Here is an 11,551-nt window from a genome sequence, read left to right as displayed (position 1 = left end):
TCACGCCGATCGGAGGGACGCGTTGTCGTCGGTGGTCACCCGAAGCGTGCCGTTGAGCCGCCAGGTCGCCCGCGGGGCGTTGCTGCCGGTGTCGCGCGGGATCTCGACCAGCATGTCCTGGAACTCGTAGTTGATCGCGGCCTCGCGACCGGTGAGGAACGACCACATCCTCATGCCGAGGTCGGTCCAGTCGACCTCCTGGTCAGTGTTCTCGTCAGACCGTTGGGGGCGTTCGCTGGAGCTCATGATTACCTTCCCCATTCCTACACAGGTTCCTAAACACGTTGTTTAGGTTTATGCTCCAATGGTGCGCACAGGGAATGAGGAATTGCAAGACCTGCCGACCGGCTCCCTCACCATCGGGGAGCTGGCCCGACAGACGGGCCTCAGCCCCGCAACCCTGCGCATGTGGGAGGTCCGACACGGCTTCCCCACCGCCCGGAGACTGGCCAGCGGGCACCGGCGCTACGACCCCGGAACGGTCGAACGCGTGCGGGCGGTGCTGAACCGCCAGTCGGCCGGGGTCCGGCTCGAGGCCGCGATCGCCGACGTCGGAGAGCTGCCGAGAACCCCGTCGGTGCACGCCGCCCTGCGGGCCTCACATCCGCAGCTGACGACGCAGGTCCTGCGCAAGTCCACCCTGGTGGCGCTCTCCCACGCGATCGAGGACGAGCAGCTCGCCCGCGCCGACCATCCCGTGCTCTTCGGCTCCTTCCAGCGCGAGGCGCACCTGCGCAGCTCCCTGGCACGGTGGGAGGACCTGGCCCGGACGGCCCGGGCGACGTTCGCCTTCGCGGCGGGTCCGATCAGCGACCTCGACGGGGGTCGGATCGCCCACGTCCCCCTCACCGAAGACGCGCCGATGTGTCGCGAGTGGGCGCTGATCTGTGACGGCACCGCCCTGCCGGTGGCACTCTCCGCCTGGGAGCTCCCCGGCCAGGATGAGGTCGACGAGGGGAGCCGCAGGTTCGAGGCGATGTGGACGCTCGACCCCGTCGCAGTGCGCACCGCGGCACGCACCTGCGCCCGCCTCGCCGCAGACGCGGGAGTTCAGCCGGCCACGACGCTGGTCGACGAGCTGGCCGCTCCACCCCGCACCGACCACGGGGACCTGTCGGCCGCCAGCCGACTCTTCTCACGCATCGTGGCCTACATCGAGCAGGCCGCCCACCACTGAGGCTCCGGTCAGGCGAGACCGCGCCGCTGGCGCTCGGGGAAGTACCACCGCATCACCTGGCGCAGGTTGTCAGAGTCTGGCCGGGCCCAGTTGCGCATCAGCTCCGAGCCGAACGAGATCGCCGTCACCGGGTGCGCGCCGGCCGAGATCATCCGGTCGAACGCACGCTCGTGCGAGACGCGACTGACACCGCCCACCGCATCGGCGACCGGGTACACGTCGTAGCCCTCGGCCAGCATGTCGAGGGTCGGGAAGGTCAGGCACACCTCCGTCCAGAGCCCTGCGATCACCACCTTGCGGCGACCGGTGACCTCGATCGCCGCACGGAAGTCGGGATCCTCCCAGGCGTTCACACCGGTCCGGTCGAGCTCACTCACCCCCGGCAGCTCGTCGAGGATCACCTGACTGGTGCCCTGGTTCACGCCGAGGTCGACGCCGACGGTCGAGAGCACGACCGGGACGTCGTACAGCCGGGCCAGGCGAGCAAGTGCGACCACGTTGAGGTCGATCTCGTCCTTGGTCGTGGAGGTGATCGTGGAGTACTGCTCGGGCTGGTAGTCGATCAACACCACCACACAGTTCTGCGGCGTGAGCAGGTGGTCGGCACCAGGGTCCCGGATCGGTTCGGCTTCGGTCTTCGTCATGCGCCCCAAAGTAACACGCTCGCAGATTCCCTTATTTTCGAATATTTCTTGTTTGTGCGCACATCGAGTGCTACAACTGTGACCACGTTCACAGCCCAGCCCCCCTCCACCTCACGAAGGACAGACCATGCCCGAGACCACCAGCACGCCGATGACCCGCGACGACCGCAAGGCCGTGGCGGTGAGCTACTTCAAGCTCATGGACGCCGGGGAGTCGTTCCTCCACCTGTTCGACGAGAGCGCCTACGTCTACTTCCCCAAGCACGCAGCGGCCCGCGGGATCAAGGAGGTCGAGCAGCTCTTCGCCGACCTGTGGCCGATGTTCGCAGCCATCGTGCACGACAACGCCTACTTCAACTACGTCATCGAGAACGACATGGTCGTCGCCGAGGGCATGACGCACGGCGAGCTGGCCGACGGCAGCACCTGGCGCGGGGGTGTGGGCCTCGGGGGTCGCTTCTGCAACGTCTTCGAGATCCGCGACGGCAAGATCCAGCGACTGCACATCCACCTCGATCCCGACTACGTCGACGCCGACACCGCCCGCTACCCGTGGCTCGCCGCAGCCCAGGCCTGAGGGAGGCGTCGTGACGACCACGCAGACACCGAACCCGATCCCGCGCGAGTCCGCCCGCCCCACCGACCGCCTGGACTTCGACACGGTCACCGACGTGGTGGTCGTGGGTGGCGGGGGCGCGGGCCTGCCCACCGCCCTGTTCACCCGATGGGGCGGCGCCGAGGTGATCGTCCTCGAGAAGGCCGAGCAGGTCGGCGGCACCGCGCTCAAGGCGGCCTACTGGTACTGGGTGCCCGACAACGAGCCGATGCGCGCCGCTGGGCTGCACGACGACGAGACCGACTATCTGCGGTTCGTCGCCCGGCTCTCCTACCCCGCACGCTACGACGCCGGCAGCCCGACCTTCGGCCTGACCGACCTGGAGCTCCGCGGCCTGCGCGCCATCCACGAGAGCGCCTCTCCGGCGGCCGAACTGCTCAACGAACGCGGCGCCCTGCCCTACCGGCACGTGCCCGACGTCCCCGACTACCACTCCGAGCTGCCCGAGGACGTCGCCAACCGGGGACGCGTCCTGATCCACCGTGATGCCGCCGAGACCATGCACGACGGCGGCCGGGTCACCACGCGGAGCCTGGCCGAGGCCGCGGAGCGCGACGGTGTCGACATCCGCCTCCGTCATCGCGTCCAGCGTGCCGTCGTGCACGAGGGTCGCGTGGTCGGCGTCGAGGCCACGACCGCTGACGGCACGCCGGTCCGCATCGGCGCCCGCAAGGCGGTCGTCTTCACGAGCGGCGGCTTCACCCACGACGACGAGCTGCGTCGCAACCACCTGGCCCATCCGGTCTTCCCGGGGTGCGCCGCTCCGACGAACGAGGGCGACTTCCTCCGCATCGCCATGCCTCTGGGAGCACAGCCGCGCAACATGAATGCGGCGTGGATGTGCCCGCTGCCCCTGGAGAAGACCGTGGCCCGGCGTCCCGACCTCTCCGGGACGTTCACCATGGTCGGCGACTCGATGGTCATCGTGAACAAGGAGGGACGGCGCTTCGTCAACGAGAAGCTGCAGTACCACGAGATCGCTCAGAGCTTCTTCCGCTGGGACGGCGAGGCCGCGGAGTACCCGAACCTCGTCTCGGTGTGCGTGTGGGACCAGCGCACCGCCGAGACCGCCGGCAACGATCGGTTCGGAAGTGTCATCCCCGCGCCGGGATCGGAGGACACCGCCCACGTGATCGTGGGCGAGACGCTGGCGGACCTGGCCGAGCAGATCCGGCTCCGCTTCGAGAAGTACGCCGCCCACACCGGTGGCGCCCGCGTGGCCGACGACTTCCTGCCCACCCTGCGCAACACCCTCGAGACGTTCAACGCCGCTGCACACGCGGGCGAGGACGCCGAGTTCCACCGTGGCGAGCGCCCCATCCAGCACGTCTTCAACGGCGCGGTGCCCGACGACGACCACGGCGCGAACCCCACCATGTTCCCGATCAGCGACACCGGGCCCTACTACGCGACCCTGCTGACCGGCGGCACGCTCGACACCAAGGGCGGCCCTCAGGTGGACGAGGACGCGCGGGTCCTCGACGACTCCGGGGAGCCGATCCCCGGCCTGTACGGCGTCGGCAACTGCGTCGCGTCGTTCTCGGGCGGCTCCTACTGGGCCGGGGGCGCGACGCTCGGCCCGATCATCGCGTTCAGCTACCGTGCCGCCGCGTCGATCACCGGCTCGGTCGCCGACTCGGTCACTGGCGAGGCTGCGGCCAGTCGGTGATGTCGTCGTACTCCGGGTGGCGCTTGATCCACCCGGCGACGTACGGGCAGTGGGGGATGATCCGCTTGCCACGGGTCCGTACGTCGGCCAGGGCCGCAGAGACCAGCCGCGAGGCCAGGCCCTGGCCGCTGAACGCGTCGTCGATCTCGGTGTGCACGAAGTCGACATGCCCTTCGTCGGGCAGGCGGTACTGGGCGAACCCCGCGCGCACCTCCCCGACGTGGATCTCGTAGCGGTGCTTCTCGGGTGCGTCGTGGACGGTGATGTCCTGGTCGGTCGTCTCGGTCATCTCGGCCTCTCGTAGTCGGAGCTCAATCCTTGCCTCCATCCTCGTGGCTGTCACGCACCGAGGTCGAGGCGGCCGCCGAACCATCCAGGGCTAGGCCGAGAAGGCTGCGCGTCCCTGCACGGCCGACGTACCCAGATTGCTCTTGGGCAGGGGCGCACCGCTCTCGACGGCGGCGAGCCAGGCGTCGGTGGTGGCGACCGCGGCGAAATTGGAGTGCAGCAGGGTCAGCAGGGTCTCGTGGAGCCGCCGGGCCTCGACCTTGCCCTGCTCGTTGGCCAGGTGGATCGCACCCGTGGCGTCGGACAGCAGCTCCACCGAGAGACCCAGCTCCTCGGCCGCCACCGCGGTGGCGACGTCGCAGTTGTTGGTCATGAAGCCCACGACGGTGATGCTGTCCACGCCCTGCTCGGCCAGCCAGGATGCGACGTCGGTGCCGGCGAAGACGCTGGCGCAGCTCTTCGTCACCCGCTTCCACGACGCGGTGGCGCGCTTCTCGATCTCCGGGTGCAGCTGCCAGCTCGGGGAGCCCACGGCGAAGACGGGAGCACCCTCGGGGAGCTGGTGCTGGACCGCGACCACGGGCAGGCCCTGCTGCTCCGCGGCATCGATCGCGCGCACGATGTTGGCCAGCGACTCCTCACGCGGCGGGTACTGGATCTGCAGGATCCCCTCGAAGTACTCCTGCTGGACGTCGACGAGGATCAGCGCTCTGCGTGGTGCGGTCATCTCAACCTTCTCCTGGTTCCTCGGGTGCGTGAGCAGACGGCTCTGCTCGTGCACCCATCGTGTGTCTCGATGGTGCGCTACCGTGAGTGGCACAACTGACACACTTCGATGAGATTGGGCCAACCATGCGGATCGCCGTTCACGCCTTCGAAGGCATCACCATGTTTCACCTCGCCGCACCACTGCTCGTGTTCGGCGAGGTCACCCGCGCCGGCCTCGCCGACGACTGGACCACGACCGTGTGGACCGAGGACGGGACGGCGATCCGCACCGCCGAGGGGATCCTGATCGACGACGTCGCCGGGCCCTCCGCGATCGATGCCGACCTCCTCGTCTTCCCGTCGTGGCCGACCGACCTTCCCCCTGCCGACGAGCACCTCACCGACCGCATCCGAGCGGCGCATCGACACGGTGCCCGCGTCGCCGGCCTGTGCCTGGGCGCCTTCCCCGTGGCCGAGAGTGGCATCCTCGACGGCCGAGGTGCCTCGACCCACTGGAGCGCCGCCGCCAAGCTGGCCCGGCGGTTCCCCGCGATCGAGGTCAACGCCTCAGCGCTCTACCTCGACCACGGCGACGTCCTCACCTCCGCCGGCACCGCGTCGGCCATCGACGCCTGCCTGCACATCGTGCGCACCCACCTCGGCTCCACTGCCGCCGCCACCGTCGCCCGACACCTCGTCGTCGCACCCCACCGCGAGGGCGGTCAGGCCCAGTACGTCGAGCGACCGATCCCCGAGCCCGGAGGGGTGGGCCACCTGAGCCCCACCCTCGACTGGGCCCTGGCCCACCTCGACCAGGACCTCACCGTCGACACCCTGGCTGCCCACGCCCGGATGAGCCGGCGCAACTTCACCCGTCGCTTCAGCGAAGTCACCGGCACCACCCCCGCCACCTGGGTCCTGGCCCGACGCCTCGACGAGTCCCGACGACTCCTCGAGAGCACCACGTGGCCCATCGACCGCATCGCCCGCACCAGCGGGTTCCGCAGCGTCGTGACCTTCCGCCAGAACTTCACCGCGGCGTACTCCACCACACCGACGTCCTACCGTCAGCGGTTCGCGGATCCGCTCGGCCCGACGAAGGAGGTGCTGACGTAGGTCGCCACCGGGCTGCTTTCGGTGGCACGTGGTCGGCCACGGGAAAGACGAAAACCGCTCCTCCCGGCATCTCTGCAGGCGAGGAGCGGTTCTCAATCTGTGGAGCTGAGGGGATTCGAACCCCTGACCTTCTCATTGCGAACGAGACGCGCTACCAACTGCGCCACAGCCCCATCGCGTCGACGTACTCACGCGAGGAAAAAAGATATCACCAGCGTCCGGACGGTTCCGAATTGGGGATCAGGAGTTGACGGCCACCTTGCCGTCGCCCTGGTCGCGGTCGTCCCGCTCGGCCTTGTCCGCGGCGTCGGCCTCGCGGGCGATCGCAGCGTCCTCGTCGGTGCGACCCGAGGTCCAGGCCCCGGGCTCGCTCAGATTGATGGTGCGGACCGTGCGGCGTACGGCGGCGGGCTTGTTGACGTACGTCGGCAGGGTGACCGGCACCGGGTCCCAGAGCTCGGGGTCGATCGCGTTGATCGTGGCGGTCTCGGCCGAGGGTGCGACCTCGTCGAAGCCCTGGTCGTTGCGGTCCACGTCGTAGTCGGCCGGAAGGTCGTCGGCGTCGTCCTCGAGTGCCGCGTCCTCGACGGGCGCGTGCCCGAGGAGTACGGCGTCGGCGGCGATCTCGGACCGCACCATCAGGCGGCACAGCACGAGCCAGACCACCATCAGGCCGGCCGGTGCGGACTGCCACACCCAGCCGACCACACCGGCGGTGGCGACCGCGGCAACCGCGACGTTGAGGAAGAGCAGGATGCTGAACACGCGGCGACGGCGCGCGGTGGCCACCCGGGTGGCCTCGCGACGGGCGCGGATCTGGGCGGGCGTGGCACCCGGAGTCGACGCCGCCGCGCCCTTGACCGTCACCTCGGTGGCGTTGTCGGAGCGGCCGGGCTGGACAACCAGGCGTGCGCTGGAGCCGGTGACCGGCTCGCGGCGGGCCAGCACCCGCATCGTGTTCGAGAATCGCTCGACCGAGCGACTTCGCGACACCTCGTCGTGGTGTCGCAGGGCCTTGGGCAGCAGGTAGGCCGCCCAGGCAACGGCGAGGGCGACGAAGATGATTCCGGACAGTTCCACGCCTCAGAGGTTATGAGCCTTAGCGAACTGTGAGGCGGATGTCCATAGGTGTGTCGCAAAACAACTGGTGTGACGTGTGTGATTGGCCGGCGGGGAGACGCTCAGGACTCGAGCCGGCGGACCAGGCCACCGGGGCACTCCTCGGCGGTGATCGCGAACTGCCGGTGGTCGCGCCAGGCCCCGTCGATGTGCAGGAACCGCGGCGCATAGCCGACCTGCTGGATGCCGAGCTTCTCCACGACCCGCAGGGAGTTGGTGTTCTCCGGACGGATCGAGATCTCGATGCGGTGCAGCCCGGCCACCAGGAAGCAGTAGTCGATCGCCATCGCCACGGCCAGCGGGATCGCGCCGCGTCCGGCGAACCGCTGGTCGATCCAGTAGCCGATCGAGGCGAACTGCCCCGAGCCCCGGACGATGTTGCTGACGGTCACCTGGCCGGCGAACTCGCCGTCGACCTCGACGACGAACGGCATCGCCTCGTCGTCGCGGGCCAGCCTGGTGAGCCGCTTGACCATTCCCCGGAACGTGGCCGGTCGGGCCCGGGCGCCCGGCGGGACCGTCGCATCCCACGGCTTGAGCCACACGGCGTTGCGGTTGCGCGCATCGCGCCAGTCACGAGCATCGGACTGTTCGATCGGCCGCAGCGTCACCTCGCCGTGTTCCAAGGTGACGGGCCAATGGCTCATGTGTGGTCGCTTCCGATGATCTGCTCGACGGCGTGCCGCAGCAGGGGTTCGAGCACGGCCAGCCCATCCTTCACGCCGCCACGCGATCCGGGAAGGTTCACCACCAGGCAATTTCCCGAGACCCCGGCCAGGCCCCTTGAGAGGGCCGCGGTCGGCACGCCCTTGCCGACACCGTGCGCACGGATCGCCTCGGCGATGCCCGGCACCTCGCGGTCGAGGAGCGGGCGGGTCGCCTCGGGCGTGCGGTCGGTGGGCGTCAGTCCGGTGCCGCCGGTGGTCAGGACCACTCGCGCCCCGGCCTCCACTGCCGACCTGATGGCCTCGGCGACCGGATCACCGTCCGGTACGACGGACGGCTCGGAAACCGAGAATCCCCAACCCTGCAAGGCAGAAACGATCAGCGGGCCGGTCTCGTCGGCGTACACCCCGGCGGCGGCGCGGTTGGAGGCAACCACCACGGCGGCCCGCAGTGGCGGCGCCGGCGGAATGGTCAACGGGTCCACTCCCCCGACTTGCCACCGGACTTGGCCTCGATGCGCACGTCGGTGATCACCGCGCCCTTGTCGACGGCCTTGACCATGTCGATCACGGTCAGGGCAGCCACCGAGACCGCGGTCAGTGCCTCCATCTCGACGCCGGTGCGGTCGGTGGTGCGCACCGTGGCCCTGATGTCGACCGACGCGTCGCCGACGACCAGGTCGACCGTCACGCCCGAGATCGCCAGCGGATGGCACAACGGGATCAGCGACGGGGTCTGCTTGGCGCCCATGATGCCGGCCAGCCGGGCCACGCCGAGCGCGTCGCCCTTCGGCACGCCGTCGCCGCGCAACAGCGCCACGACGGCCGTGGAGACGAGCACCCGGCCCGAGGCGGTCGCCTCGCGCGCCGTGACCGCCTTCCCGGACACGTCGACCATGCGGGCCGCGCCGCTCTCGTCGACGTGGGTGAGCCGGTCGCCCATCAGAAGGCCTCGTCGAGCAGGAGCACCTCGACCGAGTCGCCGGGCTTGAGCGAGGTGACGTCGGCCGGCACGTTGATCAGGGCGTTGGACGCGGCCAGGTCGCCGAGCAGGTGCGAGCCGTGGCCGCCGACCGGCGTCACGACTCGGGCGTCGTAGTCGGCGCGCACGAACTGCTGGCGTCCCTCCGGCGAGGAGAGGCCATGGGTCAGCCGGGCGGTGCGCGTGGGCCGTTCGTACGGCGTACGCCCCTGCAGCTTGCGCAGTGCCGGCAGCACGAACACCTGGAACGAGATGTACGCCGACACCGGGTTGCCCGGCAACGTGAAGATCGGCACCTCGTCATCTCCGACGAGGCCGAAGCCCTGGGGCTTGCCGGGCTGCATCGCGACCTTGCCGAACCACATCGAACCCGTGTCGCGCAGGGCCTCCTTGACCACGTCGTAGTCGCCCTCGCTGACCCCACCGCTGGTGATCACCATGTCGGCGCGCACGAGCTGGTCCTGCAAGGCCTCGGTGAACCCGGCCGCGTCGTCGGGGACCGCACCGACGCGGAACGGGATGCCGCCGGCCTCGCGGACGGCCGCGGCCAGCATGAACGAGTTGGAGTCGTAGATCGAGTCGGGCGCCAGCGTCGCACCGGGGTCGCGCAGCTCGGTGCCGGTCGACATCACCACCACGCGGGGGCGTGGGCGGGCCTGCACCTCGGCACGACCGGCGGCGGCGAGCAGGCCGATGTGGCGCGGACCGAGCACGGTGCCCTCGGAGACCAGCACCTCGCCGGTCTCGACGTCCTCGCCGGCCCGCCGGATGTGCTCGCCCTCGCGCGGCGCCCGGGTGATCTGCACCTGGGCGACGCCCCGGTCGGTCCACTCGTAGGGCACCACGGCGTCGGCACCGTGCGGCACCGGCGCACCGGTCATGATCTTCACTGCCGTGCCGGGCGACAGGGCGACCAGCCGGGCCTGGCCGGCACCGATCTCGCCCACCACCGGCAGGTGGATGTGGTGGTCCTCGGCGGCGTCGGCGACGTCGTGGAACGCCACCGCGTAGCCGTCCATCGCGGAGTTGTCGAAGGGCGGCAGCTGCATCGGCGACGTGACGTCCTCGGCGATCGGCAGTCCGCCGGCGTCGAGCAGGGTCTGGCCGTAGACGCCCAGGGGCTCGATCGTGTCGAGGATGCGGGCAACGTGCTCACGCACGGGGATCGGCTGAGTCGAGAGGGGCTCAGCCATCGAGCACCGTCCCCGAGGCCACGCGCTGGGCACCCTTCTCCGCTGGCAGCTCCACCTCACCGGTCACCTTCACGTTGGACTCGAAGGTCCAGTCGCCGTCGATCTTCAACGACCCGGCGCCTCGCAGGGACGGCGCGCCCTGGGGGAACCGCTTGTCGAACTCGCCGACCAGTCGGTAGAACGACGGGTCGAGGGTGATCAGCGGGATGCGCTCACCGGCCTGCTCGAGCACGAAGTCGGAGCCGAGGTCGTAGACGTCGGAGCGCAGCACCAGCAGGTCGTCGGTGGTCTTCACCGGCACGAAGCGCTCGCGGCCCACCTCGATGGTGCGGGCCCCCTCGAACACCTCGATCGCGGCGCCCATCGCGGTCTCGACCTGGATCACCTCCGGCGACGTCTTGTCACCGGGGTCGACGTGCTTGATGTTGCGGATCAACGGCAGCCCCAGCACGCCGTGGCGCTCGGCCAGGGTCCGCTTCATCGCGGCCAGGTCGAACCACAGGTTGTTCGTGCTGGCGTAACGGTGCCGGTCGAGGTCGGCCAGCGCCGGTCGGTCGGACTCCAGGGTCTGCGCGGTCTCGCGGAGGATGATGCGTCCGTCTGCCTTGCGCCGGGCGAAGTGGCCACCCTTGCGGTCGGCGGCGGTGCGACGTACGGCCTCGATGGCGAAGGGGGCACCGGACTCGGCGAACCACCCGGCCACCCGCGCGTCGGGCACCGCGCCGAGGTTGTCGGAGTTGGAGACGAAGACCCGCTCGTAGCCGGCCTCGATCAGCTGGTCGAGCAGCCCGCTGCCGACCAGCGCGGTGTAGATGTCGCCGTGGCCGGGTGGGCACCACTCGAGGTCGGGGTTCTTCGGCCAGACAACCGGGGAGAGGTCCTTGGTCAGGAGCTTGGGCTCCTTGTTCTGCAGGAACTCCAGCGGCAGCCCCGGCACCGGGAGGTCCTCGTAGCGACCCAGCGCCGCCATGGTGTCCTCGGAGGTGCGGAAGCTGTTCATGAAGATCAGCGGCAGCGGCGCGCCGTACTCCTTGCGCAGCGAGAGGATCTGCCGACTGATGATGTCGAGGAACGACAGTCCGCGCCGCACGCACAGCAGCGACTTCGCACGGTCCATGCCCATCGAGGTGCCGAGGCCGCCGTTCAGCTTGATCACCGCCGTCGTGGCGATCGCCGCGGAGGCCGCGTCATCGGCGACGCTCACGTCGGCCAGCGACTCCATCTCCAGCGGCTCGATGGCGTCTTCAGGGATCATCCCCGTCTCACCCACCTCGAGCAGGCGGAAGTAGTGCGCGAAGACCTCACGAGCACCGGGCTCGATGTCTGCGTCGGCCATCTTGTCGAGTGCACGTCTCAGTGCGGAACTGCCCATGC

Annotated in this window: 14 protein-coding genes and 1 tRNA gene; 4 read left to right on the top strand and 11 right to left on the bottom strand. The window is 69.7% G+C overall.

Annotation, left to right across the window (positions count from 1 at the left end):
* The gene (locus ASD66_RS19130; protein WP_056682237.1) at positions 1-246 is read right to left on the bottom strand and encodes a hypothetical protein; all 246 of its coding nucleotides are present in this window, start codon (positions 244-246) and stop codon (positions 1-3) included.
* 82 nt (positions 247-328) lie between these two features.
* Between ASD66_RS19130 and ASD66_RS19125 the strand changes: the two genes are divergently transcribed.
* Complete coding sequence (locus ASD66_RS19125) at positions 329-1,177, top strand: DICT sensory domain-containing protein (RefSeq protein ID WP_056891886.1); 849 nt, start codon at positions 329-331, stop codon at positions 1,175-1,177.
* An 8-nt stretch (positions 1,178-1,185) separates the two neighbouring features.
* On the opposite strand, the gene ASD66_RS19120 is transcribed toward ASD66_RS19125, so the two are convergent.
* Positions 1,186-1,821, bottom strand: a complete 636-nt coding sequence (locus ASD66_RS19120) for an isochorismatase family protein (RefSeq protein ID WP_056682242.1) — start codon at positions 1,819-1,821, stop codon at positions 1,186-1,188.
* 127 nt (positions 1,822-1,948) lie between these two features.
* Between ASD66_RS19120 and ASD66_RS19115 the strand changes: the two genes are divergently transcribed.
* Together ASD66_RS19115 and ASD66_RS19110 are read left to right on the top strand one after the other, a co-directional pair.
* On the top strand, positions 1,949-2,398 hold the full coding sequence (locus tag ASD66_RS19115; RefSeq protein WP_235530165.1) for a nuclear transport factor 2 family protein: 450 nt from the start codon (positions 1,949-1,951) through the stop codon (positions 2,396-2,398).
* 10 nt (positions 2,399-2,408) lie between these two features.
* Positions 2,409-4,106, top strand: coding sequence for an FAD-dependent oxidoreductase (locus tag ASD66_RS19110; protein ID WP_082563831.1), 1,698 nt, complete (start codon positions 2,409-2,411; stop codon positions 4,104-4,106).
* On the opposite strand, the gene ASD66_RS19105 is transcribed toward ASD66_RS19110, so the two are convergent.
* Entirely contained in the window at positions 4,078-4,395 is a 318-nt protein-coding gene (locus ASD66_RS19105) for a GNAT family N-acetyltransferase (RefSeq protein WP_056682251.1), read from the bottom strand. The two genes, ASD66_RS19110 and ASD66_RS19105, sit on opposite strands and share 29 nt — an antisense overlap.
* A 90-nt stretch (positions 4,396-4,485) precedes the next feature.
* On the bottom strand, positions 4,486-5,121 hold the full coding sequence (locus tag ASD66_RS19100) for an isochorismatase family protein (protein WP_056684956.1): 636 nt from the start codon (positions 5,119-5,121) through the stop codon (positions 4,486-4,488).
* Between the two features lie 125 nt (positions 5,122-5,246).
* Between ASD66_RS19100 and ASD66_RS19095 the strand changes: the two genes are divergently transcribed.
* A complete protein-coding gene (locus ASD66_RS19095; RefSeq protein ID WP_056682265.1) occupies positions 5,247-6,218 on the top strand; it encodes a GlxA family transcriptional regulator in 972 nt (323 codons plus the stop codon).
* 100 nt (positions 6,219-6,318) lie between these two features.
* Here ASD66_RS19095 and ASD66_RS19090 read toward each other — a convergent pair.
* From ASD66_RS19090 to ASD66_RS19060, 7 genes are all read right to left on the bottom strand, one after another.
* Positions 6,319-6,391, bottom strand: a tRNA-Ala gene (locus ASD66_RS19090).
* Positions 6,392-6,458: 67 nt separating this feature from the next.
* Complete coding sequence (locus ASD66_RS19085; RefSeq protein WP_056682268.1) at positions 6,459-7,298, bottom strand: hypothetical protein; 840 nt, start codon at positions 7,296-7,298, stop codon at positions 6,459-6,461.
* Positions 7,299-7,399: 101 nt separating this feature from the next.
* Entirely contained in the window at positions 7,400-7,984 is a 585-nt protein-coding gene (locus ASD66_RS19080; RefSeq protein ID WP_056682271.1) for a GNAT family N-acetyltransferase, read from the bottom strand.
* Complete coding sequence (locus ASD66_RS19075; RefSeq protein WP_235530164.1) at positions 7,981-8,478, bottom strand: molybdenum cofactor biosynthesis protein B; 498 nt, start codon at positions 8,476-8,478, stop codon at positions 7,981-7,983. The genes ASD66_RS19080 and ASD66_RS19075 overlap by 4 nt, the downstream gene beginning before the upstream one ends.
* Positions 8,475-8,945, bottom strand: coding sequence for a cyclic pyranopterin monophosphate synthase MoaC (gene moaC / locus ASD66_RS19070; RefSeq protein ID WP_056682275.1), 471 nt, complete (start codon positions 8,943-8,945; stop codon positions 8,475-8,477). The genes ASD66_RS19075 and moaC overlap by 4 nt, the downstream gene beginning before the upstream one ends.
* Positions 8,945-10,177, bottom strand: a complete 1,233-nt coding sequence (glp, locus tag ASD66_RS19065) for a gephyrin-like molybdotransferase Glp (protein WP_056891885.1) — start codon at positions 10,175-10,177, stop codon at positions 8,945-8,947. The genes moaC and glp overlap by 1 nt, the downstream gene beginning before the upstream one ends.
* Positions 10,170-11,549: a UTP--glucose-1-phosphate uridylyltransferase gene (locus ASD66_RS19060; protein ID WP_056682281.1), complete on the bottom strand. Its 1,380-nt coding sequence runs from the start codon at positions 11,547-11,549 to the stop codon at positions 10,170-10,172. Before ASD66_RS19060 ends, glp begins: the two co-directional genes overlap by 8 nt.
* Positions 11,550-11,551 lie beyond the last annotated feature (2 nt).

The organism is Nocardioides sp. Root151 (assembly GCF_001427925.1).
In the GTDB taxonomy this organism is placed as follows: Bacteria; Actinomycetota; Actinomycetes; order Propionibacteriales; family Nocardioidaceae; genus Nocardioides.
The sequence above is the reverse complement of the archived record's forward strand: the minus strand, read 5'-3'. Positions and strand labels throughout refer to the sequence as shown.

Excerpts from the sequence above, each read along its gene's own strand:
- ASD66_RS19130 (WP_056682237.1), bottom strand. The coding sequence starts at position 246 with ATGAGCTCCAGCGAACGCCCCCAACGGTCTGACGAGAACACTGACCAG.
- ASD66_RS19115 (WP_235530165.1), top strand. The coding sequence starts at position 1,949 with ATGCCCGAGACCACCAGCACGCCGATGACCCGCGACGACCGCAAGGCC.
- moaC (WP_056682275.1), bottom strand. The coding sequence starts at position 8,945 with ATGGGCGACCGGCTCACCCACGTCGACGAGAGCGGCGCGGCCCGCATG.
- ASD66_RS19060 (WP_056682281.1), bottom strand. The coding sequence starts at position 11,549 with ATGGGCAGTTCCGCACTGAGACGTGCACTCGACAAGATGGCCGACGCA.
- glp (WP_056891885.1), bottom strand. The coding sequence starts at position 10,177 with ATGGCTGAGCCCCTCTCGACTCAGCCGATCCCCGTGCGTGAGCACGTT.
- ASD66_RS19105 (WP_056682251.1), bottom strand. The coding sequence starts at position 4,395 with ATGACCGAGACGACCGACCAGGACATCACCGTCCACGACGCACCCGAG.
- ASD66_RS19120 (WP_056682242.1), bottom strand. The coding sequence starts at position 1,821 with ATGACGAAGACCGAAGCCGAACCGATCCGGGACCCTGGTGCCGACCAC.
- ASD66_RS19100 (WP_056684956.1), bottom strand. The coding sequence starts at position 5,121 with ATGACCGCACCACGCAGAGCGCTGATCCTCGTCGACGTCCAGCAGGAG.
- ASD66_RS19080 (WP_056682271.1), bottom strand. The coding sequence starts at position 7,984 with ATGAGCCATTGGCCCGTCACCTTGGAACACGGCGAGGTGACGCTGCGG.
- ASD66_RS19095 (WP_056682265.1), top strand. The coding sequence starts at position 5,247 with ATGCGGATCGCCGTTCACGCCTTCGAAGGCATCACCATGTTTCACCTC.